The 25,220-nt window shown below is 34.3% G+C and carries 24 protein-coding genes and 1 pseudogene; 14 read left to right on the top strand and 11 right to left on the bottom strand.

Annotated features, from left to right (window positions below):
- Positions 1-38: 38 nt before the first annotated feature.
- Positions 39-1,895 (bottom strand): transglycosylase domain-containing protein, encoded by a 1,857-nt coding sequence (locus CWS01_RS20570; RefSeq protein WP_235852136.1) that lies wholly within the window; start codon positions 1,893-1,895, stop codon positions 39-41.
- 258 nt (positions 1,896-2,153) lie between these two features.
- Here CWS01_RS20570 and kapD point away from each other — a divergent pair, with 258 nt between their 5' ends.
- Positions 2,154-2,771 carry a 3'-5' exonuclease KapD gene (gene kapD / locus CWS01_RS20565; RefSeq protein WP_101179133.1) on the top strand — a complete coding sequence of 206 codons (618 nt, stop codon included), beginning with the start codon at positions 2,154-2,156 and terminating at the stop codon, positions 2,769-2,771.
- A 155-nt stretch (positions 2,772-2,926) separates the two neighbouring features.
- Here kapD and CWS01_RS20560 read toward each other — a convergent pair whose 3' ends face one another.
- Positions 2,927-3,307 (bottom strand): kinase-associated lipoprotein B, encoded by a 381-nt coding sequence (locus CWS01_RS20560; RefSeq protein WP_101179131.1) that lies wholly within the window; start codon positions 3,305-3,307, stop codon positions 2,927-2,929.
- Between the two features lie 152 nt (positions 3,308-3,459).
- On the opposite strand from CWS01_RS20560, the gene CWS01_RS20555 reads away from it, so the two are divergent.
- Entirely contained in the window at positions 3,460-3,972 is a 513-nt protein-coding gene (locus CWS01_RS20555) for a superoxide dismutase family protein (protein WP_101179129.1), read from the top strand.
- A gap of 80 nt (positions 3,973-4,052) precedes the next feature.
- Here the strand turns inward: CWS01_RS20555 and CWS01_RS20550 are convergent, their stop codons facing one another.
- Together CWS01_RS20550 and CWS01_RS20545 are read right to left on the bottom strand one after the other, a co-directional pair.
- Positions 4,053-5,330: an Nramp family divalent metal transporter gene (locus CWS01_RS20550; RefSeq protein ID WP_101179126.1), complete on the bottom strand. Its 1,278-nt coding sequence runs from the start codon at positions 5,328-5,330 to the stop codon at positions 4,053-4,055.
- 305 nt (positions 5,331-5,635) lie between these two features.
- Positions 5,636-6,721 (bottom strand): iron-containing alcohol dehydrogenase family protein, encoded by a 1,086-nt coding sequence (locus tag CWS01_RS20545; protein ID WP_101179124.1) that lies wholly within the window; start codon positions 6,719-6,721, stop codon positions 5,636-5,638.
- 707 nt (positions 6,722-7,428) lie between these two features.
- On the opposite strand from CWS01_RS20545, the gene CWS01_RS20540 reads away from it, so the two are divergent.
- The 4 genes from CWS01_RS20540 (at position 7,429) to yugI (ending at position 10,069) form a co-directional block, all read left to right on the top strand.
- A complete protein-coding gene (locus tag CWS01_RS20540; RefSeq protein WP_101179122.1) occupies positions 7,429-7,689 on the top strand; it encodes a DUF1871 family protein in 261 nt (86 codons plus the stop codon).
- 92 nt (positions 7,690-7,781) lie between these two features.
- Positions 7,782-8,282 carry an Lrp/AsnC family transcriptional regulator gene (locus tag CWS01_RS20535; RefSeq protein WP_101179120.1) on the top strand — a complete coding sequence of 167 codons (501 nt, stop codon included), beginning with the start codon at positions 7,782-7,784 and terminating at the stop codon, positions 8,280-8,282.
- Positions 8,282-9,451, top strand: coding sequence for an aminotransferase (locus tag CWS01_RS20530; RefSeq protein WP_101179118.1), 1,170 nt, complete (start codon positions 8,282-8,284; stop codon positions 9,449-9,451). Before CWS01_RS20535 ends, CWS01_RS20530 begins: the two co-directional genes overlap by 1 nt.
- Before the next feature lie 207 nt (positions 9,452-9,658).
- Entirely contained in the window at positions 9,659-10,069 is a 411-nt protein-coding gene (gene yugI / locus CWS01_RS20525; RefSeq protein WP_101179116.1) for a S1 domain-containing post-transcriptional regulator GSP13, read from the top strand.
- 372 nt (positions 10,070-10,441) lie between these two features.
- On the opposite strand, the gene CWS01_RS20520 is transcribed toward yugI, so the two are convergent.
- On the bottom strand, positions 10,442-10,675 hold the full coding sequence (locus tag CWS01_RS20520; protein ID WP_101179114.1) for a DUF378 domain-containing protein: 234 nt from the start codon (positions 10,673-10,675) through the stop codon (positions 10,442-10,444).
- 221 nt (positions 10,676-10,896) lie between these two features.
- On the opposite strand from CWS01_RS20520, the gene CWS01_RS20515 reads away from it, so the two are divergent.
- The 3 genes from CWS01_RS20515 to CWS01_RS20505 all read left to right on the top strand — a co-directional run bounded on the left by CWS01_RS20515 (position 10,897) and on the right by CWS01_RS20505 (position 14,086).
- Positions 10,897-12,060, top strand: coding sequence for an iron-containing alcohol dehydrogenase (locus CWS01_RS20515; RefSeq protein ID WP_101179112.1), 1,164 nt, complete (start codon positions 10,897-10,899; stop codon positions 12,058-12,060).
- A 220-nt stretch (positions 12,061-12,280) separates the two neighbouring features.
- A complete protein-coding gene (locus CWS01_RS20510) occupies positions 12,281-13,633 on the top strand; it encodes a glucose-6-phosphate isomerase (RefSeq protein WP_101179110.1) in 1,353 nt (450 codons plus the stop codon).
- 123 nt (positions 13,634-13,756) lie between these two features.
- The gene (locus CWS01_RS20505; protein ID WP_101179108.1) at positions 13,757-14,086 is read left to right on the top strand and encodes a four-helix bundle copper-binding protein; all 330 of its coding nucleotides are present in this window, start codon (positions 13,757-13,759) and stop codon (positions 14,084-14,086) included.
- Positions 14,087-14,229: 143 nt separating this feature from the next.
- On the opposite strand, the gene CWS01_RS20500 is transcribed toward CWS01_RS20505, so the two are convergent.
- The gene (locus CWS01_RS20500; RefSeq protein WP_407938587.1) at positions 14,230-15,237 is read right to left on the bottom strand and encodes a potassium channel family protein; all 1,008 of its coding nucleotides are present in this window, start codon (positions 15,235-15,237) and stop codon (positions 14,230-14,232) included.
- A gap of 450 nt (positions 15,238-15,687) precedes the next feature.
- Between CWS01_RS20500 and CWS01_RS20495 the strand changes: the two genes are divergently transcribed.
- The 4 genes and pseudogenes from CWS01_RS20495 to CWS01_RS20480 form a co-directional block, all read left to right on the top strand.
- Positions 15,688-16,428, top strand: a complete 741-nt coding sequence (locus tag CWS01_RS20495) for a GTP cyclohydrolase II (RefSeq protein ID WP_101179104.1) — start codon at positions 15,688-15,690, stop codon at positions 16,426-16,428.
- A gap of 13 nt (positions 16,429-16,441) precedes the next feature.
- Complete coding sequence (ribD, locus tag CWS01_RS20490) at positions 16,442-17,533, top strand: bifunctional diaminohydroxyphosphoribosylaminopyrimidine deaminase/5-amino-6-(5-phosphoribosylamino)uracil reductase RibD (protein ID WP_101179102.1); 1,092 nt, start codon at positions 16,442-16,444, stop codon at positions 17,531-17,533.
- A 77-nt stretch (positions 17,534-17,610) separates the two neighbouring features.
- A complete protein-coding gene (locus tag CWS01_RS20485; RefSeq protein WP_101179100.1) occupies positions 17,611-18,720 on the top strand; it encodes an FAD-dependent monooxygenase in 1,110 nt (369 codons plus the stop codon).
- 29 nt (positions 18,721-18,749) lie between these two features.
- Positions 18,750-19,322 (top strand): annotated as a pseudogene (locus CWS01_RS20480) (5' nucleotidase, NT5C type); the annotation flags it as partial.
- A 38-nt stretch (positions 19,323-19,360) separates the two neighbouring features.
- Here CWS01_RS20480 and CWS01_RS20475 read toward each other — a convergent pair.
- The 3 genes from CWS01_RS20475 to CWS01_RS20465 are packed head-to-tail and all read right to left on the bottom strand — an operon-like array spanning position 19,361 to position 20,980.
- A complete protein-coding gene (locus CWS01_RS20475) occupies positions 19,361-19,837 on the bottom strand; it encodes an Lrp/AsnC family transcriptional regulator (protein ID WP_101179096.1) in 477 nt (158 codons plus the stop codon).
- A gap of 33 nt (positions 19,838-19,870) precedes the next feature.
- Positions 19,871-20,410, bottom strand: coding sequence for a chromate transporter (locus CWS01_RS20470; RefSeq protein ID WP_101179094.1), 540 nt, complete (start codon positions 20,408-20,410; stop codon positions 19,871-19,873).
- Positions 20,411-20,980 carry a chromate transporter gene (locus tag CWS01_RS20465; protein ID WP_101179092.1) on the bottom strand — a complete coding sequence of 190 codons (570 nt, stop codon included), beginning with the start codon at positions 20,978-20,980 and terminating at the stop codon, positions 20,411-20,413.
- Positions 20,981-21,490: 510 nt separating this feature from the next.
- Between CWS01_RS20465 and ade the strand changes: the two genes are divergently transcribed.
- A complete protein-coding gene (ade, locus tag CWS01_RS20460; protein ID WP_101179090.1) occupies positions 21,491-23,221 on the top strand; it encodes an adenine deaminase in 1,731 nt (576 codons plus the stop codon).
- 754 nt (positions 23,222-23,975) lie between these two features.
- Here the strand turns inward: ade and CWS01_RS20455 are convergent.
- Together CWS01_RS20455 and CWS01_RS20450 are read right to left on the bottom strand one after the other, a co-directional pair.
- Entirely contained in the window at positions 23,976-24,296 is a 321-nt protein-coding gene (locus CWS01_RS20455) for an 8-amino-7-oxononanoate synthase (protein ID WP_101179088.1), read from the bottom strand.
- 16 nt (positions 24,297-24,312) lie between these two features.
- On the bottom strand, positions 24,313-25,215 hold the full coding sequence (locus CWS01_RS20450; RefSeq protein WP_101179086.1) for an HD-GYP domain-containing protein: 903 nt from the start codon (positions 25,213-25,215) through the stop codon (positions 24,313-24,315).
- Positions 25,216-25,220: the final 5 nt, after the last annotated feature.

Raw genomic sequence — 25,220 nt, 5'->3', positions numbered from 1 at the left:
CTTCTTTCACTTATAAATCCCTTTTTGAAAGGGTATTTTTATCTTTTCATTATTTGTTTCCATATATGGAGATGAGGCGATTGAGATTCTATTGCTTCTAAGCTGCTTGGCTGATCCCTTCCAACCCAAACGCCTACTGTTTGGGTATTGGATAAGCCGACAATCCAATAGTCTTTATAGTTATTAGTGGTGCCAGTTTTGCCGCCAAGATAAGTGGAGGGAAAATAAGCTTTTTTTGCAGTGCCAGATGTAACGGTATGTTTTAGTAGTTGCCTCATTTTTTCATTTGTCTGTTCGCTCCAAACAGAAATTGATTTATCTTTCCATTTCATTATTTCTTTTCCATTTGCATCTTTGACTGAAAGAATAGCTCTTGCTTTTTTGTATGTCCCGTCATTGCCGAAAGTAGTATAAGCATCTGTGAGCTCTAACGGAGTTATTCCAGAAGAAAATCCCCCAACGGCTGCAGATAAATGATAATCATTTTCGGAAACGTGCTGGAATTGAAAAGGCTGTAAATAAGTGAAGGCTTTTTCTATGCCAATAGTGTCTAAAATTCTGACAGCAGGTGTATTGTAAGAATGGATAAATGCATTTTCGATTGTAACCATTCCATAATTTTTGCCGCTATAATTTTTGGGGCAATAGCTTCCGCTGCAATATGCTCCTGCATTCACTTGAGAATAAATTCCTTTTTTCGTTTCTTCTAAATAGGGAGCATACACTAAAAGAGGCTTAATGGCAGATCCAGGCTGACGATAAGCTTGATAGCTTCGGTTGAAGTCATGTTTTTTATAATTTTTCCCTGCTACTAATGCCAGAATTTGGTGTGTGTGCTGATCAATAACAACGGCTGCTCCTTCTGTTTCATAAGGAGCAAGTGTCTTGTTTAGCGCTGCTACAGCTTTTTGTTGAATGGATGGCAAAAGAGCAGTTTGAATAGTAATGCCTTTTTTATATAAATCAGCAACTTCTTGCTGCAGCTGCTTTTCTATTATCTCTTTTTCTTTATCTGAAGCATTTTGCAGTTTTTTAGTATAGCCATAGTTTTCAGCAATTAATTGTTTTAATTCTTCTTCTACATAGGTTGTATAGTCTGGGTATAAATCAGTCTCTGTTTTTAAGGTTAAGCTGAGTTTCTCTTTTTTTAACTGTATGCTTTCTTTTTTCGAGATGATGTTGTTGGCTGCAAGGAGATCAATTAGTCGCTCTTGTCTCTTTTTTGTCTGCTTAAAATGATGAATAGGATTGTAAACAGTCGGATTATTTGGAATGCTTGCTAAAAAAATAAGCTGAGCCTTTGTTAATTTTGCTACAGAATCATCAAAGTAAAACTCTGCTGCCGCCTCTAAGCCGTACATTCCGTTAGCAAAATAAATGGCATTTACGTAATCAGTCAAAATTTCTTCTTTTGTCCTTTTCCTCTCCAATTCATATGCGTAAAAAAGCTCTTGCAGCTTGCGATTATATGTTTTGTTATAAGATTTTAAGTAGTTACGTGCCAGTTGCTGTGTAATTGTACTGGCTCCTTGCTCTATACTTTGCGATTCTATATTCGCAAATAGGGCTCTACCCATAGAAGGAACATCAAAGCCTTTATGCTCATAGAAATGTTGATCTTCGGAAAGAATAAACACTTGTTTTATAAAATTAGGTATTTTCTCCTCTGTTAAACTTTTTCTGTGAATAGATGTTTGGATTTCTGATATGATTTGATTATTTTTATCCTTTATATAACTTGTTTCTTCAAGCTGCAAGTTTGACATAGATATTTTTTTCTCTAAATAAGCATGAAAGCTGACTAGCTGCTTTTTTTCTTTTGCTACAGCTATAATCATGCAAATAAATAAGCAGAACATAATGCCTATAATAATATAACTTCTTTTTTTTACCACGCTTTTCCCTCTGATTAATCTTTAGTAGTAGTTCTTTTTTATCATATATTATTTGGATAAAGATTACTTCTGTTTTTGTTTCCCTCTTTATTAAAAATTTTTCCATAATTCGTATAAAAAATACAGAAAATTAAAAAGGTTACTGAAATATTCTGTTATAATAAAAACATAAATGGTGCATTTGTTTTCATATTTTAGTAGTAGGAAATCATTAGAATCATCTGTTTTCGTCATAAGAGTGTGAAAGAAGGTGAAAAGATGGAAAAAAATCAATATGTATTTATTGACTTTGAATTTACGATGCCTGAAAAAAGTGCAAAATTTAAAGGCTTTTTTCCTGAAATTATTGAAGTGGGTATTGTAGCGGTTGTAAATGATGTTGTTAGAGAAAAATTTTCGTCCTATGTTGCTCCCCGTAAATTTCCAATTCTTTCTGAAAGATGCAAAACCTTTCTACATATATCACAACAAGATGTGAATAAAGGAATATCTTTTTACGACTTAGTGAAGAAAATAGAGGAAGTATGTTGTGGCTATCATAACATTATTGTCACCTGGGGCAATATGGATATGAAGGTATTAAAAAACAACTGCTTTAAAGCGGGTATTCCCTTCTCCCTACAATTGGACGAAGTAGATTTGTCGATGGAATATAAGCGTTTTTTTGGTGATCAAAATCAAACTGGATTATGGAAGGCTGTTAAAGAATATGGAAGAGAAGGAACAGGGCGACATCATCGTGCCTTGGATGATGCCCTAACGACCTATCATATTTTCAGACTTGTTGAACAAGATAAAAAATATTTGGAAAAACCTGAACCAACAACTATTGGAGACTTAATTGATGTTTCGAAACTATTTAATAAGTTTGCTTAAAAGAAATCAAACATTAAGCTTATATGTACAAAAAGTGGGGTGAATGAAATGAAGCATTTTCATTTATCCCACTTTTTTATTTGCATGACTGGATGACAAAAGTTGTTTATCACACATTAATGGGCAGTAAGACTCCCATTGATTGAAGTTTCACTTTATAAGGAATATTCTTTTTCGATTATATGAAGGTTTTGCAAACTCCGTTCTGCAAACGCTGACGAATCTTCTGTAAGCTCTTGTTTCATTTTTTCTAAAGAGGTGCGTAAAGAATCTTGATAGTTTGGAACGGGTTCTTCCAATCTTTTGGCCATTTGTTTTGGTACATTGGTTTTTTCCTTAAAGTTAAGTGCTTTTCGTTCGTGAAAAAAAACTCCATCTACTATTTTCGGATGATGAAGGTCACCTTGCATCGGGTGTTTTAAAACGGCAAGAACTTCCACCAAATAACTTTGTGCACGAATCTCCTTTATTTCTCCTATATATTTTCCTGTTTTATAAAAAGCAGCAACAATTTCTCCTACCTTTAATTCCGACAAAAAAAAACCCCCTTCATTTTTTAAAAGCAGCTATTTTCATTTAGCCGCTAACTAAATAGTATCATATCGATTTTTTTATGGACATGAATAAACGGGCATAAATATTTTCATTTCTACAAAAACTAAAAAAAATGTTTGCGGAGGCTAAAAAGATGAAAAAATTAATCGTATTATGTGTCATGCTGTTTCTTCTTAGCGGTTGCGCACAAGGAAATGTGACAAAAATGGATGTAGAAATGTTTAATGATGTAGGTGATTCATTAGGGAGCATTACATTAACAGAGAAATCAAATGGGGTTATGTTAAGCTTAGATTTAAAAGGATTAACACCTGGTGTCCACGGCATTCATATTCATGAAACAAAAAAATGCGATGCTCCTGATTTTCAATCGGCAGGCAATCATTTTAATCCAGATAAAAAAGACCATGGCCTCCTTTATCCGAAGGGGGCACATGCAGGGGATTTGCCAAATATTATTGCAGAAGATGATGGAACAGTAAAGGCAGAAATTATGGCTCCCCAAGTTACTTTAAAAGAGGGGAAAAACTCTTTGTTTCAAAAAAAGGGAACGTCTATAGTTATAACAGAAACAGGAGATGATGGCATGACACAGCCTGCTGGAGATTCAGGTGCACGAGTTTCTTGTGGTGCTATAAAAAAATAATCAATAAGGCGATGCCAAAAAAATGACGGCATCGCCTTACTTACGGTAAAACAACTTTTGAGAGGAGAGTGTTTTTAATTTTAAAAGCTTTGAATTAATAAAAATATATTTAAAAAAACTATAATAATAGCCATTAACCAAGAAATCATCGTAATAATGGTTGAATTTTTGAGTGATCCCATAATGCGCTGATTACTTGTAAACATAATGAGAGGAATTAATGCAAATCCGATCCCAAAAGAGAGCACCACTTGACTAAGCACTAATGCAGTAGTGGGGTTTACTCCTGAAGCAATAATAGCAATTGGTGGAATAATTGTAATAAATCTTCTCACATAAAGGGGGATTCGGTAATGAATAAATCCTTGCATAATAACATCGCCAGACATGGTGCCGACAGAAGAACTGGAAAGCCCTGCAATTAATAGCCCTAAACCAAACAGAATCGCAGATAATGGACTAACCAAATGTTCAAAGTGATGAAAGGCTACTTCTAAATCCTCCACAAATAATCCATTTTGATGAAATAAAGAGCTAGAAATAATCAGCATCGCTGCATTAATAAATCCAGCAATAAGCATTGCAATCAGAATATCAATAAATTCAAAACGGAAGATGAGTTTTTTTTCTTTATCAGAATGACCGACTATTCTATTTTGGGTTAAAGCAGAATGTAAATAAATGGCATGAGGCATAACTGTTGCTCCGAGTATGCCCGCTGCAAGCAATATACTGTCATTTCCTTGAAACTGAGGGGTGAAAAGTCCATGTAAAACAGAATGAACATCTGGTTTTGCAAAAAACATTTGTACAATAAAAGATAATACTACCATAAAAAGCATGGCTGTAATGCCAGCTTCTAGTGAACGAAATCCCCTTCTTTGCAATTCTAAAATTGCAAAGGAACCAATTGCGGCAATAATGCTTGCTTCAATCATCGGAATACCGAACAATAAATAGATGCCAAGAGCAGCTCCGATGAATTCTGCTAAATCGGTAGCCATTATCACAAGCTCGCCTTGAATCCATAATCCAACAGAAACTGGTTTTGAAAATTCTTCTCTTGCTACTTCTGCTAAATTTTTTCCTGTTGCAATTCCAAGTTTTGCAGATAGTGATTGGATAATCAACGCCATAATATTTGAAAACAATATAACCCATAATAATAAATAGCCATACTTGGAGCCAGCAGCAATATTTGTTGCAAAATTGCCAGGATCAATATAAGCAATCGCTGCAATAAAAGCAGGACCTAAAAAAGGAAGAATTTGACGGAATCCTTTTGTTTGCCCTTTTAGAATAGCTTCAACTGGTACGCTCTTTTTATTTGGTAAGGTATTTTCACTTTCATTATTCATGAATGTCACCTTGTTTCTGTAGTTGTATTTTTTTGCTGAGTATTAAAATTTTGCGTTAATGCAACTTTATATAAAATCATATTCCGATATTTTTATATTGTCAATAAATTTAATTAATATTAAGAAAAAAATTCTACTGTAAAAGTTGGATATAACTGGTGGGTTCGAAGGGTTACAGCAATAGAATAAGGCTAAGAGAGTAATGATAAAATTTAAGAATTGGTAAGGGAAGATGCTGGTGGTTATTGATTCATAAAAAAGATCTGACTGAAATATTTTCAGTCAGACCTCGGCATTTTTTGCTTCTATTGCAACAATTCTTCTAAATCATAAATTGCTTGCAGTACTTTTTCTGCTGTAATTTCTTCTTTTAACAAATGAATGGATTCCTTTTCCATTGTTGCAGCCTCAGCAATCTGGCGAAGCTTTTGTGGTTGATCGATTGTTAGTCCTAAATCCTTTAAAGTAAGAGGCAAAGCCAAATTTTTATAAAAATTTCTTAAATTCAACACTTCTTGAGCATTTCCTTCAAGAATTAGCTGAATAAGTATACCGTAAGCAACTTTAGCTCCATGCAATAAATGGTGAGTTTCAGCTTGTGTTGTTAAGGCATTATGAATAGAATGAGCTCCAGAGATTCTGCCAAATTTATCCCCAAATCCGCCTACCATTCCTCCAGCAACAATATTTGTTTCCATAACTTTTTGCAGTGCGCTAGTAAGTATTCCTTCTCGTTGATCTTTAATCGCTTGTTCCCCATGTTCTAAGAGAACATCGCGGCAAAGCTGTGCTGATTGGTGTGCAATTTTTACAACAAGAGGAACTTCTGTCAATTCTCGAATAATCACATCTGCTTCATACCACTTCGCTAAAGTATCCCCAATTCCAGCAATAAAATAGTCTGTTGGTGACTGCAAAAGAACTCTTGGCTCAAATAGCACCATTAATGTACTTTTAGGGAAAATAGTGTAATGTGTGAAAACACCATCATCTGTATATATAACACTTAGTGGTGTCCATGCAGCACAAGTAGAGGCCAAGGTAGGAATTAAAATAGCATCAACCTGTGCATCATTTGCACTCGCTTTGGCAATATCTAAAACTTTACCTCCACCTATTCCAATAATGGAGTCAAATTTATTTTCCTTAACAAGCTCGGTAATCCGGCTTATTTCATTTAATGAACATTCCCCGTTATAAGGCAGAAATGTTAGGGATGCATAATCAAGGGATTTTGGAAAATATGGAGAAATAGCATTCCAAGATTTCTCCCCATGCAATACTAAACAATTTTTTTTATCATAACGCTGTAATAATTGATCTAATTGGTCTAATACTCTTGGTTCACAGGCATAATAAACTGGTGCACCTCTTACTTCTGTCTGTATCATTTTTGCCACATCCTTTATTAATATAGAAGGCTTTAGTTAATGGATAATTATTAATAACAAGCTCTTTTACAAATGAATCATAAATCAACAAATCATATTAACAGTGCTAAACTGAAAAAACATTTACTTTTATTCCTATAGAAGACTGAGCGTATAATCTTTTGTTTGATGGCCCTTTTTAGGAATCCAAACTTTAAAAGAGCTTATGTAAAGGCTGTTTTCTAAAAGATTGTTGTTTTTCGGATCGTTTCCATGAGTAAATCCATGGTTAAAACAGGTGGATTGGAGTGAAAGGTGCGAGACTCCTGTGGGATTAGCGGGACAGATGAGACCCCCCAAGGCCACAGCCTGAGGAGGCTCACCGCCCCACGAAAAGCGAGCGAGCGTCCTAGAACGGAAATAACCTACTCCTTTAAAAGTAACCAAGTTTACGAAAACAGCCTATGTAAAAAACATTTTGGAGGACACCTAAATTTGCTCTTTTTTCGGAAAAATTTTAATAGTAGCTTTTTTTAACTAAATGAAATCATAAAACTTGTCTGTATAATTGTCAATGGAAAAGATGTAATGAAGGAGAATGAACAAGGTAAATATTCCTATAAAAAAGAGAGATCTCATACATAAATAAATGCAAGCGATTGTCAACAGATTCGAGGATGTTTGTGATAAAATATGTTTTATGAAATTTTATGATAAGGGTGAAGAAAATGAATAATCAAGAGATGAATCTTGAATTTGTAAGGACTTTAAATGAATGGGATCCTTTTCAAATGGGAGAAGGAAATTATGATACAGAAATTGCAGATTGTATTCAAGCGGTTCACGATTTCGATGATTATCAACCATTAGCCGTGAAAATAAGAGCTATTTATGAATTCTCTTTTGAGGAATTTATTCCAATGGATAAGTGTGAAATGATTGCTAAGCGACTTTTAGCAATAAAGAATAGCGGAGCCTGTTCTATCTGATTAAAAAAGAAGAAAAAATATTTATTTTTAAAAATAATGGAAGCACTTTTTTGATATAATAGATTTATTTTAGGAAACCAGGAGGAGTTTAGATGATACTAACGGAAAAAGAAATTGAAATTGCCGAAATATTAGAAAAAAATGCTCGTGTTTCTGATGAAGATATTGCAAAAATGGTTAATGAGAGCTTAGAGTCAACGAAACAGATGATTCAAAAACTAGAAGAAATGAATGTAGTGGTCCGCTATACTTCCATTGTTGACTGGTCAAAGGTAGAGGGGCATGAAGGTGTTACAGCAATGATTGATGTAAAAGTAACGCCGAAAAGAGGGGTAGGCTTTGATGAGGTTGCGCAAAGAATATACCGTTTCAAAGAAGTGAAATCCCTGTATTTAATGTCAGGAGCATATGATTTGTCTGTTATTATTGAAGGGAAATCAATGAATGAGGTAGCAAGATTTGTTTCTGAAAAATTATCTACAATTGATTCTGTTATATCTACGACAACACATTTTATCTTAAAACAATATAAACATGATGGTACTATTTTTGCACCAAATGATGATGACAAACGAATTGTGGTGTCACCATAATGAACACAACGAAAAGTTATATAGCAAAAAAAGTGGAGGAAATAAAACCATCAGGAATCCGAAAATTTTTTGATTTAGCGTCGGGAATGGAGGGAGTTATTTCCCTTGGTGTTGGAGAGCCTGACTTTGTTACTTCATGGTCGGCTCGGGAAGCAGCAATCCTTTCTCTTGAGCAGGGTTATACTTCTTATACAGCAAACGCTGGTTTACTTGAACTGCGCGTAGAAATTGCTCATTATATGAAGACTAGATTTGCTGTACAATATGCTCCGAAATCAGAAATAATTGTAACAGTTGGAGCAAGCCAAGCTATTGATATTGCATTAAGAGCGATTTTAGATCCAGGTGATGAAGTAATTGTTTTAGAACCAAGCTTCGTTTCCTATATTCCATTAGTGGAACTGGCTGGTGGTAGTGCAGTTGCTGTTCAAACATTAAAGGAAAATGATTTTAAAGTGCTGCCATCACAACTGGAAGAAGCAATAACATCAAAAACAAAAGCTATTATGATATGTTCGCCAAATAATCCAACAGGTTCTACTTTATCAAAAGAGGAGCTGAAAGGCATCGCAGCAATTGCTAAAGAGCATGACTTGCTGGTTCTCTCCGATGAAATCTATGCAGAACTTTGTTATGACGATGAATATACAAGCCTGGGCGCCATTGAAGACATGCGAGATAGAACGATCTTAATATCTGGTTTTTCAAAAGGTTTTGCTATGACAGGGTGGCGCTTAGGATTTGTTTGTGCCGAAGAAAGTCTGATCCAGGCGATGTTGAAAATTCATCAATATAGTTTAATGTGTGCTCCTACAATGGCACAATTTGCTGGGTTGGACTCTCTTAGAAATGGCAGCAACGATGTAGAAGAAATGAAAAAAAGCTATCATAGAAGAAGGAATTATATTGTAGAATCTTTAAATGAGATGGGTTTAACTTGTCATATTCCAGGTGGAGCTTTTTATGCATTTCCTTCCATTGCTTCTACCGGGATGAGTTCTGAGGAATTTGCTGAGAAACTTCTAATAGAAGAAAAAGTGGCGGTTGTTCCAGGAAATGTTTTTGGGATAAGTGGAGAAGGTCATATTCGCTGTTCCTATGCTACATCATTAGAACAATTGCAAGAAGCGATGAAAAGAATCAAAAACTTTATTAGCAACCATTCATGATATATATTTTTAAATAAAGAACGGCTGAAAATGCCGTTCTTTTACTTTTTTAGTATTCGCTGTTAACCCTCCATCTCTATAGTAAAGTGATAAGAAAATAAAAAAGCTATGCTTAAAAAGAAGTTTTTTTGTAATGTGAGCAGATTTGTGATATAATTTTATAATGCATATAAAAGGTAAGTTAATATAAAAATTAGGAGTGTTACCATGTCAGATAAAATTGAAGTTGGAAGCGTAATTACAGGAAAAGTAACGGGCATTCAGCCATATGGCGCGTTCGTATCATTAGATGAAAATACACAAGGTCTTGTTCATATTTCAGAAGTAACGCATGGCTTTGTTAAAGATATTAACGAGTTTTTAAAAGTTGGAGATGAAGTACAAGTAAAAGTACTTTCTATTGATGAAAACGCAGGGAAAATCGGTTTATCTATTCGTGCAACTGAAGAAGCTCCAGCACAGCCTGAAGCTGAAAAAGCAAAAAAACCTCGTGCAAAACGCCAAGCAGCAGCACCAATTAAAACAGAAACAGAAAGTGCGCAAGGATTTAATACATTAAAAGATAAATTACAAGAGTGGATTGATCAATCAAACCGCAACGATTTAATTAAAAAGTAATTAAAATAAAAGCTGATATAAAGGCATAATGACTATAAATATAAACATTTAATGTTTATATAGAGTTCTTTTGGGAAACCAATGGCCTGTTATATTGGCTTTTTATTTAGTTTTATTTGTCTGTTAAGGAAAGCTGGGAATTTAGATTTGTATTAAGGAAGAATCCAGAAAGCCATGCATATATGGATGAGATAATTGGCGATCCTGCTGTAAATCAAGGGCAAAGAAATCCAAAAGTTATTTTAGGCTTAATGAAATAAAAAACCTGGTATAAAATAGGTTATCTATTTTATACCAGGTTTTTTGAATTTTATTTATTAATATAGCCTAAAAAGGATATATGCTCTTTTTATACCATATTAGTATATTAATTTATCTTGTTGCTCTTGGTTCTGGTTCACGTACTATTTCTTGAGAGGGTTTAAATAATAAGCCAAGATTGATTAATCCAGCAATACCAACTAATCCGTAAATAATTCTAGCAAGGACAGATCCTTGTCCGCCAAAAATAAATGCTACAAGGTCGAATTGGAAGAATCCAATTAATCCCCAATTTATTGCGCCAACGATAGTAAGTAATAATGCAATTCTTTGGATTGCGCTCATGTTCTTTTCCTCCTTTGTTGGGTTCATTAATAGGGTGGTTTATAGTGCATATAATTATACATGATGAAATAAATGCTAATTTTTTCTTCGGCTAGAAACAAGATTTTTTGTGAAAATAAAATGTTCAAGCTAAAATTTTGCTTTTTATCTATTATTTGTTTCATAATAGGTACAGACATTTTTGCTATGTCTTATCTAGCAATTCTTAAGGAGGAAAAATATTGGAGAATTTTGTTTTTTGGAATCCAACCAAACTTATTTTTGGAAAAGGCCAATTAGAGCAATTAAAAAATCAAGTTGCTTCCTTTGGAAATAAAGTATTACTTGTATATGGCGGAGGAAGCATCAAAAGAAATGGATTATATAATAAAGTGGTTGCAATCTTAAAAGAAAGCGGCAAAGAAGTTTTTGAACTGGCTGGTGTAGAGCCTAATCCTCGCTTATCGACTGTTCAACGAGGCGTAGATATTTGCAAAACAGAGGGAATTGATTTCTTGCTGGCAGTTGGCGGCGGTAGCGTTATTGACTGTACAAAAGCAATAGCAGTTGGTGCAAAATATGATGGAAACCCATGGGATATCGTAACAAAAAAAGCGATGCCAACAAGTGCACTTCCATTTGGGACAGTGCTGACATTAGCTGCAACTGGTTCTGAAATGAACTCTGGGTCTGTTATTACCAATTGGGAAACGCAAGAAAAATATGGTTGGGGAAGTCCATTAACATTCCCGGTATTCTCTATTCTTGATCCAGAAAATACATACACAGTGCCGAAGGATCAAACCATTTACGGTATTGTTGATATGATGTCCCATGTATTTGAACATTATTTTCATTTAGCAGAACATACAGAATTCCAAGATTATATGTGTGAATCTTTGTTGAAAACAGTAATGGAAGTTGGTACTAAGCTAGTAAATGACTTAGAAAATTATGAGTATCGTGCAACCATTCTTTATAGTGGAACGATGGCGCTGAATGGAATGATCAACATGGGTTACCAAGGAGATTGGGCAACACATAATATTGAGCATGCTGTATCAGCTGTATACGATATTCCACATGGCGGGGGACTTGCTATTCTTTTCCCTAATTGGATGAAGCATAATTTATCCGTAAAACCTGAGCGTTTTAAACAAATAGCTGTTCGTGTCTTTGATGTAAATCCAGAAGGAAAAAGCGATGAAGAAGTTGGATTAGAAGGTATTGAAAAATTAAGAGAATTTTGGAATAGCATAGGTGCACCATCTCGTTTAGCTGATTATGATATTGATGACAGCAAAATAGATGTAATGGTAGAAAAAGCAATGGCAAATGGAGAATTTGGCAGATTTAAAGCGCTAAATGCTCAGGATGTAAAAGCAATTTATGAAGCTTCTTTATAAACAATAGTTAGCAAGGCAAAAACATTGGTCCTTTTGATAAAGTGGAACCATTGCATGCTTATCAAAAGAAGCTGATTTTTTTGCCTTTTCTTTTAAAAAAAAGACCTAATAGAAAAAAGTCTTGTTGAATACGCTTACAATTTAATATCTTTCTTGATAAGTTATCTTACATTAGTTAAAGTGAAATAGAAGCAAAAATAAAATAATTGGAGGATCATTTATGACACACGTTCGTTTTGATTACTCAAAGGCGCTTAGCTTCTTTGGAGAGCATGAAATTACATATTTAGAGGATGCTGTAAAAGTAGCCCATCATTCTCTGCATGAAAAAACAGGAGCAGGAAATGACTTTTTAGGATGGATTGACCTTCCTGTTGAATACGATAAAGAAGAATTTTCTCGTATCCAAAAGTCAGCTCAAAAAATTCAAAATGATTCAGAAGTATTGCTTGTAATTGGAATTGGCGGTTCTTATTTAGGAGCTCGTGCAGCAATCGAAATGTTAAACCATAGTTTCTATAATTCATTATCAAATGATAAAAGAAAAACGCCTCAAATTATCTTTATTGGGAAAGATATCAGCTCTACTTATATGAGTGATGTGATTGATTTCTTAGGAGATAAAGATTTTTCTATCAATGTTATCTCTAAATCAGGTACTACGACTGAACCTGCAATCGCTTTCCGTGTGTTCCGCAAATTATTGGAACAAAAGTATGGTGCGGAAGAAGCAAAAGGAAGAATTTACGCAACAACAGATAAAGCAAGAGGGGCACTAAAAACATTAGCAACAGAAGAAGGTTTTGAAACATTTGTGATTCCTGATGATGTTGGAGGCCGCTATTCTGTATTAACGGCTGTTGGATTATTGCCAATTGCTGTTAGTGGTGCAGATATTGAAACAATGATGAAAGGTGCGGCAGCTGCTCGTGTGGACTTTAGTTCATCTGAATTAAAGGAAAATATTGCTTACCAATATGCAGCAGTAAGAAATGTCCTTTATAATAAGGGGAAAACAATTGAAATGCTGATTAACTATGAGCCAGGTCTACAATATTTCTCTGAATGGTGGAAACAATTGTTTGGCGAAAGTGAAGGAAAAGACCAAAAAGGAATTTATCCTTCATCAGCTAACTTCTCAACAGACTTGCATTCACTAGGTCAATATGTACAAGAAGGCCGCCGTGATTTGTTTGAAACCATTGTAAAAGTTGAAAAGCCTCGTCATGAAATTATTATTGAGGCAGAAGAAAGTGATTTAGACGGCTTAAATTATTTAGCAGGAAAATCAGTTGATTTTGTTAACAATAAAGCATTCCAAGGTACTTTATTAGCACATACAGACGGCGGAGTTCCAAACTTAGTTGTAACTATTCCAGAAATGGACGAGTATACATTTGGCTATCTTGTATATTTCTTTGAAAAAGCATGTGCTATCAGCGGCTATTTACTAGGAGTAAATCCATTTGATCAGCCAGGAGTAGAAGCATACAAAGTAAACATGTTTGCTCTTTTAGGAAAACCAGGCTTTGAAGAGAAAAAAGCAGAGCTTGAAAAACGTTTAAATGACTAATAGATATTGCAAAAACCCCGAAAACAATTTGTTTTCGGGGTTTTTTTCCTGAAATAAGAGGATGTTTGAAGATAAAATAATAGGTTAAATAAATAGATAGGTAAAAGTAAAGGAGGAGTTATTATGTTGGCTGAGAAAGAGCAACAGCTAGTGCGATCTCTGCAAGAATGCATGATTGTTTGTAATCATTGTCTTAATGAGTGTTTGGCAGAACCTCATGTAGGCGAAATGTTGGACTGTATTCGCTTAGATAGGGAGTGTGCCGAATTCTGCTCTTATCTGGAACAAGCAGTGATCAGAAAGTCACCGTTTGTACAGGAGCTGACTAGCTTATGCATATCTATTTGTGGAGAATGTGCAAAAGAATGCCAAAAGCATAAGCATAAACATTGCCAGTATTGTGCAGAAATTTGTACACAATGTCTAGAGGTTTGTAAAAGCTATCTTGATTAATAAGGATAACGAAATAGACATGGATTATCATAAATAATTCATGTCTATTTCGTTATCCTGCATTTTCCCCTACCTAAGGGATTATAAGAGAAAACGAGAAACCAGTGGGGAGGAAGAAAACACTGACTGATTGAAATTTCACGTTATGAAGTAATAAAAATTAATTCGTCTCCTTCTTCTATTAAAAAAGAAGAAGAAGGATCAAAATAAGTTTTTTCCCCTCTTTTTATGCCAATAAGCAGTTTCCCCTCTTGTAAAGTATGTGCACTCAACGCTGCAAAATTGCTATTTGGCTGCCATGTCTTTTCCTCAATTAACGGAATGATTTTTAATTTTTTTTCTTTTAATTGATTAAGCAAGTCTAAAAAGGCGACCATTGTATCTTTAGAATTTAAACTGCTATTCATCACAAAACTAGTTAAATTATTAGACTGAATAATTTCATCTGCACCTGCTCTTTCGGCATTAGCAACTTGTTCGACTGTCAGTATTTCTACGATGCAGGTAACAACAGGATTTAATCCTTTGACGGCAAGCAAGGTTAAAATCGAGCTCATATCTGCTTGCAGCTCATCTTTATTCTGATCCGCAGTAATAATCACTTTTTCCGCTAAAACAATATTTGCCATAAGAAGGGTACCATCAATATTAGGATTCCCTTGAATAAAATGAACAGAGTCAGGCAAAGGATTTCTCGTTAGGGAGGCATCGATAAGGGTAATTGATGGCTTTTTATTGTCCTGTATCTGTGAATAGATAAGGGATCTTGATCGTTCATTCCAGCCGATAATGATAAGATGATTTTTTCCTTTATACATAGCTTTCCCTTCTATAAAAGTATTTTGTTTTGTCACGGCGGCGGTTGCCAAAGTGACAAAATAAGTAGAAATAAAGCCTACTCCTGTAAATATAAGTGCAATTCCTGCTAAGCGGCCTAATATGGTACTAGGAACATAATCTCCATATCCAATAGTAGATGTAGTAATAATTGCCCACCAAACACCATCAAAAAATGTTGGGAAATTTTGAGGTTCTATCCATGTAATAGCTGCACCGAAAGCAACAATAATAATGATCGACATAGCTAAAATTCGTAAAGTGATTGGCAAACGCAAAAATGTAGCTAAAATATTGTTAGGCAATATCTTCACCTCAAAACGTATCAGTAATGTTCTATTCTGTATTATGTTCAAATTGATTTAGTTTCAGACTGCAAAGTGATTTGGACAGTACATGTACAATACCCAAAAATTCTGTGGGATATTCACAATAAAAACGCAAGTATTATGGAACAATAGAATCTAGCATAGTGATAACAGTTAGTTGCTTTAAAACAGGGCTCTGCTAAAGAAAATTAAAGGGGCTATTGAAATACTGTAAATGTTGGAAAAAAAGCATACTAAAAAATCATGTTTGTATATTTTAAAAAATTCCTATATGATAATAATTATCAGTAATTTTTATTTTCGTTACTTGACGTCAATATGTTATCAATATATACTTACTTACATATAGTAAGTAATAAGAGTTCTATCGTTTATTCTTTTTGTTTTACACATGAAAAGAAATAACATGGCCTATAAGGAAAAGGAGATTATGAAATGGAAAAAGAAGTGATAAATCTTCTTCAAAATAAAATGGAGATTCTTCTATTTAATGATACAAATAATTTATGTCTAGTTGGACCAGTGAAACTTCCTGTTCAACTTGGAAAAGATACGGTTACTTTTCAATGGTATACATGGCTGCCTATCGAGAAAAATCAATCAAAAGAAGAACTATTAGAAATGCTTCCTTCTTTAAACTTAGCGGAATATCAGCAATCATCAGTCCTTGTGTATGGAGATTTTAAAAATGCGGACGATGCATTAATTCGTATGCACAGCATTTGCCATACAGGAGATATATTTGGAAGCAAACGATGCGACTGTGGCTTTCAGCTGCGAGAATCAATGAAGATGATTGTAGAAAATGGCAGTGGAGCACTATTTTATCTTGCAAACCATGAAGGAAGGGGTATTGGATTATTTACGAAATCTTTGGCTTATCTTCTTCAACAAGAGGGATTTGATACGGTAGAAGCAAATAATGCTTTAGATTTTCCAGATGATATGCGCAATTACGAAGAGCCAATTAAGGTCCTTCAGTTTTTGCGTCAAAAGCAAGTAAAATTAATTACAAATAATCCGAAGAAGCTAGCAGCATTAAAATCAATAGGGCTGACAGCAGAAGAAAATGTTCCGATTTGGGGAGACATCTCGGAATATAATGAAAACTATTTAAAAACAAAAGTGCTTAAATCAGGTCATATTCCGGCAAATGAAAAAATGGTAACAACATAAGGGAGAAAAAAGGATGAAAACAGATCAAGATTTTATGAGAATGGCATTAGATCTTGCAGCTACGGCAAAAGGAAAAACAAATCCAAATCCTGTTGTTGGGGCAATTCTTGTGAAGGATGGAGTGATTGTTGGGTCAGGCATTCACCGCAAAGCAGGGGAACCCCATGCAGAAGTTCATGCCTTTCATATGGCAGGAGAGCATGCAAAAGGCGCTACCCTTTACGTAACCCTTGAGCCATGTTCACATTTTGGAAAAACTCCTCCTTGCGCTAATCTTGTCAAAGATTCTGGTGTAAAAAGAGTAGTGGTGGCAACCGAAGATCCAAATCCTGCTGTAGGAGGAAAAGGCATAAATCTTATTAAACATGCAGGAATTGAAGTAGAAGTAGGCGTTTTAAAAGAAGAAGCATTAAAGCTAAATGAGCGATTTATCCACAATATGATTTATGAAATGCCATTTGTCATTTCTAAAGTCGCCATGACCTTAGATGGAAAAATTGCTGCATATACTGGACATAGCAAGTGGATTACAGGAGAAGAGGCAAGGCGTGAGGTTCATGAGCTACGTAATGAAGTAGATGGAATTCTTGTAGGAGTGGGGACAGTGCTGGCAGATAATCCAAAACTTACAACAAGACTTGATTTTCAAGGGAAAAATCCAGTTCGAATCATTATGGATTCTAATTTGCGGACACCACTAGATGCTCATGTAGCAGATTGTATAGAAGCCAAGACAATTATTGTGACAACAAAGGAAAGAAACGATGAAAAGGCAAAGTTGCTAGAGGAAAAGGGAGTTAAAATTTTAACCGTTCCTAGCATAAATGGAAAAATTGCTGGTGATATGACCTTGAAAATGCTGTATAAAGAAGGAATTACAGATATTTTATTAGAAGGGGGCAGCGAAATTAATGCAAGTTTTATGCGGGAGAATCTTATCCAAAAATACCTTGTCTATGTTGCCCCGAAAATTCTAGGAGGTAAATCCTCTTATACACCATATAGAGGAGAAGATGTAGAAACGATTAACGAGGCGGTGCATCTTCGGTATACTGATGTGGAGAAAGTTGGAGAAGATTTAAAGATAACGGCTTATCCACTTTAATATATATTAACAAAATCAACTCTTTCCTTTTTCCTATAAAGGGAAGGGTTTTTTATAAGATAAAATGAAGAGAAGAGATGGGGAATTTGACAGTATTAGAAGCAGATGTTTGTGTAGTGGGTGCAGGACCCGGCGGAGCATTATTATCCTATTTGTTGGAAAAAGCCAATGTTTCTACTATTTTACTGGAACGTCATCAAGACATTAATAAAGAGTTTAGAGGCGAGCATTTAAATGAGGAAGGAATGGCTGTTTTAAAAAAGGCAGGACTTTTTGTACCTTTAGAAAAGATGGGCATCCTGCCTATGAAACGAGTAGAATATGTAGATAGAGGCAAAGTTTTTAAAACGATATTGCCAGCGAAAGGAATAAATCATACTGGCATACATGTACCCCAAAATCATTTATTAAAGGTTATTCTAAATAAGACAAATACTTTTCCTGATTTTCAATTAAAAATGAATGCAAAAGTAGTGGACTTAGTAGCAGACGAGAAAGGTGGCTATAGCGGAGTAATGGCAATCATAGACAATAAGAAAACACTTGTCCGCAGCAAACTGATTATTGCAGCAGATGGAAGGTTTTCTACTATTAGAAAAAAAGCTGAATTCCCTATTACCCCTATTAGGCATGGATATGATCTGTTATGGGCAAAAATCCCAGCACCTCCTAATTGGGAACCAACTGTAAGGATGGCATTGGCAAATGACAGCCAATTAGCTTTGTTCACACAATATGGAGGATATATTCAAATTGGCTGGAATATAAAAGAAGGCAGTTTTCCAGCATTAAGAAAGGGATCCTGTCACACCTTTGTCAATAGTCTAGTTGAAGCTTTTCCTGAGTTAGAAAAAAACGTTTCAGAGCACATTCAGTCATGGCAAGATTTTGTTTTATTAAAGGTAGAGAGTTCGAAAAGTTCCACATGGATCAAACAAAATGTAGTTTTATTAGGAGACGCTGCCCATACAATGAGTCCAACAGGCGCTTTTGGATTAAATAGTTCCTTAAAAGATGCAGAGGTTTTAGCAGGAGTGATTGCGGCTGTTCTTTTAGACAAGAAACCTTTCTCTCATTTAAAAGAATATGAAAATGTTCGGAAAATATCTGTTGAGGAAATTCAATTAGAACAATTGAAGCGTGAGTCTAGTTTTAAAAATCATTTTACAATAAAAGCTGATTATTAAATAATGTTGCTGTTTGTCACAAGTATGGAGGAATAAAAATGAAGTTTGGATTTGATATTGATGATACTCTTATTAATTTACGTGAGTATGCTTTTGGTTTATATAATAAAAAACTGCAAAAAAATATTGATTTAGAAATATTTAAAGCATTAAAGACGGTGGAGATTCATCATCCATTTGGTTTGCAGGATGTGGAAGGAAAAGAGTTGTGGAATTCTTTGCGTGAAGAAATCTATTTTACCGATTGCCCGCCTTTTCCAATGGCAGTTGAAACATTAAATGAGCTAGTGAAAAGTGGACATGATGTTTATTATATAACGGCAAGAAATAAGGAGTTTGGCGAACGTACAAAAGAATGGATGCAACGACAAGGTTTTCCTATGCAAGAAGGGCATTTTTATTGTGGAATGGAAGATCATGAGAAAATTCATATCATAAAAAAATTAGAGCTGGATTTTTACTTTGATGATAAGCCACAAGTGGTGGAAACTCTTGCAGATACTGTTGTTCAAGTCTATGTAAAAGATCATCCTTATAATCAAGAAGTAAAAATGAACAGATTAAAAGATTGGTCTGAACTTGCATCTATTTTAAAGAAATAAAACAAGGGGGCGCTTTATTTGCCCCCTTTGTTTTATCCTTATAGCTTCATACCCATTCTGCTTTTATATCTTTTAATTAACAATTGGGTATCAACACTTACCACACCTTCTGTTGCGTATAATTTATCTGTTAAAAACCCTTCCATTTCTTGATTGTCAGCAAAAATCCCATGCATATGAAGTTTGCTTGGCCCTGTCATATGATAAAGGCTAGAAACAGCAGGATCATTTGCCAATTTTTCCGCAACCTGTTCCAAATATTTTGGTTCTACATCCACATTAAAAAAAGCAGAAACCATCATGCCAATTTTAGTAGGATTAATAACCGTTGTAAAACGTTCAATAATTCCTTGTTCCATTAGTGTGTTAATCCTCATTTGAACAGCTACTCGTGAAATGCCAACCTGTTTCCCGATATCTGTATAAGAAATCCGGCTATTTTCATGAAGTAAATCTAAGATGGATTGGTCGATAGCATCAAGTTTAAAGTATGGGATTTGAAAATCATTAGACATAATTATAATTATCTCCTTATTGATTACTAAATATTAATGAATATGTGGAACAACAAGTCCTCCATAAAGAAATGCGAGGATAATTACGAGTGCTGGATGGACTTTAAATTTTTGCAATAGCAATAATGCAATAATAGCAATAATGGCTGATTGAATAAGTCCTAAAGAATGGTAAGAATTTTGGAACATTTCAAATGTAAGGCCAATCATTAGAGCTGCAATAACCGGCTGCACCATAATAGTCATCCCTTTTACAATAAGAGAATCGCGATGTTTGCTCATTACTTTTATTAAGAAGATAAGAGCAGCTGCAGATGGAACAACGGTTGCAAATAATGCAATAAAAAAACCTAGCCATCCACCCATGCCAAAGCCGACATATGCAGCAATTTTTGTAGCTATTGGTCCAGGCAAAGCATTCCCTAATGCAAGCATATTAGAAAATTCAGCATTAGACAACCAATTATACCGATTCACAATTTCCTCATACATTAATGGAATAGAGGCTGGCCCTCCTCCATAACCAAGAAGATTTGCCAATAGAAAACTTAAAAATAGGCTAACGAGTATCATCTATTCTACCCCTCTTTGTTTGTTTTTTACTTTTGCTTTAATTTTAAAATGAAATGCGCCGTATGTTAAAAACACTAAAATAACAATGGCTGGGTGAATAGAAATCGTTTGTATGAGCACTAAGCAAACAATGGTTAATAGAATGCCGAAATAAATTCCTAAACCTTTCACAGCTTTTTCGCCAAATTCATATGCCATCACTCCAAGCATAACAGCAATGACAGGAAGAACTGCAGAAATCATTCCTGTAACAATAGCGGAATTGCTTAAAACATTAACAAAAGTAATCAATAACACCATAGCAAGGCAAGTAGGAAGTATATGTGCTAATACAGCAACTATTGCGCCAAGGGTTCCTTTATTTTTATAACCTAAATAGGCAGCCATTTTTGTAGCAATTGGACCAGGAAGTGTATTGGCAATGGCCAAAATCTCTCCGAATTCGTCATTTGTAACCCATTTAAAGCGATTAACCGCTTCATGACGGATCAGTGGAATAACAGATGGCCCTCCTCCAAATCCGAAGATGCCTGATCGCATCAATCCGATAATAAGTTCTTTATAAATCATTGATTTCTCCTCCTTTTTAAAACGTTATGTAAATAAAAATAGTAAAAATATAGCAATATGTAATAATAATAGCATAATTATAGGATATATCTAGAGTTTAATTAGATAAATAATTACATATTGTATAAGTTTTTTTGTGGATTTTAACTAAAAAATAATTTGAATGTTTATGGCACATATAATACAATAGTAAAAATAATTTGGAAATAATGAGCCAGGATTTAAAGGAACTTCTTCATTACTATATTTTTTAAAAGATGATGTGATTTTTTTGAGAAGGATCTGAAGCTTATTATCGATATAAAATCTTTATTTTTTTACAAATGAAATAAAGTGAAACTAACAATCAGACTTTTACTCAGCAAGTTTCTCCCCACCTAGATTTCTTGTTTTTTCTTATAATTCCTTAGGTGGGGATTAAAAGCCCGTTAATGTGTGATAAAAAGTATTTTTTATCACACATATTTATGATTAGAAGTTAGGAGAGAAATATTTTTTAGGAGGATTTGAATGGATATTAGCAAATATAAAAAAAGAATAAAAATTGCTGCAAAAACGGAAAAAGCAGATTTAGTCATTAAACATGCAAAAATTGTTAATGTCTTTACAGGTGAAATAATGGAAGGGGACATTGCGATATCCGATGATTGCATCGCAGGAATTGGGCAGTATGACGGAAAAAAAATGATAGATGCAAAAGGGAAATTTGTTGTGCCAGGATTAATAGATGGCCATGTACATATAGAGAGCAGCATGCTAACACCTCAAGAATTTGCTAAAGTACTGTTGCTCCACGGTGTGACTACAGTTATTACCGATCCCCATGAAATAGCAAATGTTGCCGGAATAAATGGCATTCAATATATGCTGGATAAATCAGAAGATTTGCCCCTTGATGTTCGAGTTATGCTTCCATCCTGTGTACCAGCTGTTCCATTAGATAGCAATGGTGCAACATTAGGGGCGAAGGACTTAGCTCCTTTTTTCCAGCATAATAGAGTTTTGGGTTTAGCAGAAGTAATGGATTTCCCTTCTGTTTTCCATACAAATCTAGATATGATTAATAAACTTTTTTCTGCTAAACAAAATTATGCCTTAATAGATGGCCATGCAGCAGGAATAGGACGAGAACAGCTTAATGTATACAGCGCTGCGGGAATACGAAATGATCATGAAGCAACAACGGCCAAAGAAGGAAAAGACCGTTTAGATTTAGGTTTGTATTTAATGATAAGGGAAGGAACCGTTGCAAAGGATTTAAAAGCACTACTTCCAGTGGTGACGGCCCAAAATTCAAGACGCTGTTTATTCGTTACTGATGATAAATTAATTGATGATTTAGTAGATGAAGGAAGTGTTGACCATTGTATTCGTCTAGCAATAGAAGAAGGACTCAACCCTATTACAGCCATTCAAATGGCAACAATTAATACGGCAGAATGTTTTAAGTTGGATAATATTGGTGCTGTTTCTCCTGGCTATAAAGCTGATTTTTTACTTCTAGATAATTTGGAAAAGCTAGCAATTAATATGGTTTTTAAAGGGGGGGAATGTGTTGTAGAAGAAGGAGTTCTACAAGAAAAAGGATTTAAAAAACATGCTTATTTAGATGGAGATTTGCCAGAAATAAATGCTGCTGACTTAGAATTGTCCCAATTAGCGCTTCCTTTGTTATCTGATTTTTGTCATGTTATTGAAGTGATTCCAAACAGCATTGTGACAAATCATGCCAAAGAGCATATTACACTAGAAAATGGTGTGTTTAAACCGTCGATAGAAAAAGATCAGCTAAAGCTTGTTGTCGTGGAAAGACATCATCAAACAGGTAATATTGGTCAAGCGATTGTAAAAGGATTCGGTTTGCAAAAAGGTGCAATTGCGACAACCATTTCTCATGATTCTCATAATATTGTGGCAGTGGGAACAAATGATGAAGATATATTAAAAGCGATAAAATATTTAATAGAAATAAAAGGTGGCATCTCGATAGTAGCGGATGGAGAACCAATTGCAGCATTGCCATTGCCGATTGCAGGTTTGATTTCCGATCAAAGCTATCAAACGCTTTATCGTCAAATAGGGGAATTAAATAAGAAGGTGAAGGTTTTAGGAGGCTATGAATCCTTTAATCCATTTTTAACGTTATCTTTTTTATCCTTATCTGTTATTCCAACATTAAAGCTAACAGATAAAGGGTTGTTTGATTTTCAATCTTTTTCTTATATTTCTGTTGAAGCATAAAAAGACTTAAAGAATCTACATTAGATTCTTTAAGTCTTTTTTTTTGGAACTTTAACGATGCCAAATGCATGTAGCTTCTTTTTTCTGACTAGTATTGGTTTATCAAGCATTAACGGGCCTTTGCCTCCCGCTGATTGGAGTTTCACTTTATTCATTTCTAGCAAAAAAAAGATTCGAATGGGACCATTCGAATCAAAAAAAATATATATTTAAGAGGGGAAACTCTTAACATGTTTATATAGTAAAGGATAATTATGAAAAAATAATGAACAAATCATTAATAGATTAATAAAATTTCTAAAAAATATTTTTTATTAATGAGTTGTATTGCCATTTATCGTTGAAATCTGTTGGCAGGAACCTTCTTTATGGGGGTTTCATAATATGTTCATACTTCTTTGTTATATTGATACGAAATTAGAAAAAAATCCAAAATGTTTAAAAAATCAAAAAAGTGATAAAAATAATTATAAATATTGGCATAATGAAAGCGTTTTCGTTTATAATAAATATATACAATTCATTAGCTGATCTACTTACATTAAGGAGTGGATAGAATGGAAGAACAAGCAAATTTTTTAAAGGGTTTAAAATGGGGAGTAGTTATCAGTATACCTCTTTGGATTTCTTTTTTTGGATGGATTAAAATGTTATCACATTTGGTTTGAGTTTTTATATAATATGCAGCTCGATTTTTGAGCTGTTTTTTGTTTGTAAGAACAAAATAAAAAAGCCACAAAATGTGACTTTTTGATTAAAAAACAGGATGAGGAGGATCAATGCCTAATACAGGCACCCCGTTTACAGTTAACCAAATATAATAATGGTCAATTTCTTTTCCAATAATTTTTTCAATTTTAGCGATTGTTTTTTCTTGTACATCAAAAGATGTTTTTGCTGTTTGTTCTCCAAGTGGAATATCTTTCATTCCTAATAGATCAGCAATTTGTTTTGCTTGATCGTAAGATACTTCTACATATTTATCGTATTCTGGCAAATATGCAGCTTCTGCAGGTTTTATTTGAAAGGAAACAAATAAAACAGCTGCAATAAAAATCCATGCTAACTTTTTCAAAATAATTCTCTCCCTTTTAAAAATTTATCGAATCTTTTATTGCAATAAATGTATCCACAATTAATGGATGATACATGGTACCTCTGCAATTTTGTATTTCTTCCATTGCTTTTTCTTTAGGTATGCCTTTTCTATAAACTCTATCTGTTGTCATGGCATCATAGGAATCAGCAACAGCAATGATAGCAGCTTCTATAGAGATTTGCTCCCCGCTTAAACCTAAAGGATAACCCTTTCCATCAAATCTTTCATGGTGCTGAGCCACAATCTCTCCGGCTTCTACTAAAAGCGTAATTCCTGTATCTGCAAGAATTTCTTTTCCATAAATAGGATGAAGCTTCATTACTTCCCATTCTTCAGCGGTCAATTTACCCGGTTTTTGCAGAATTTGCAAGGGAACTTTAACTTTGCCTAAATCATGAAGAAAAGAAGCCATATTCAATCTTAATAGTTGTCTTGAGTCTAATTTTAATGTTTTTCCTATTAACATAGAAATCTGTTTAATTCTATTACAATGATCACTTGTATAGCCGTCTTTTTCTTCGATAGAAACAGTTAATTCCATCATTTCTTTTGAAACAAAACTGAAATGGTGGAAAACAGGCTGACTAGATACATATATAAATTCAGTTAATTCTATTGCATGAAATAAGTAATGATTTCTAACGGGGTTCTCAGAAAAAGAATCACCTATTTTTAACTCAAAATGGTCTGTTTTGGTCTGAAGCCTCATGTGTCCTGAAATAATATATAAGTACTCAAATGCATTCCAACCTTCTTCAGGTGTAATAGCCCAGTCAGTCCCAGGTTGAAGTTTATGGTAAATAATCTCTGTACCATCCCCAGAAGATACTAAAGATACTTGCAGTCCTTTAATATGTACAGTCTCTATAAACTCGCCTGCATTAATAATGCCCACACTTA

It is taken from the genome of Niallia nealsonii (assembly GCF_002835805.1).
Taxonomy (GTDB): domain Bacteria; phylum Bacillota; class Bacilli; order Bacillales; family Cytobacillaceae; genus Niallia; species Niallia nealsonii.
This window is presented reverse-complemented; position numbering and strand designations above follow the sequence as displayed.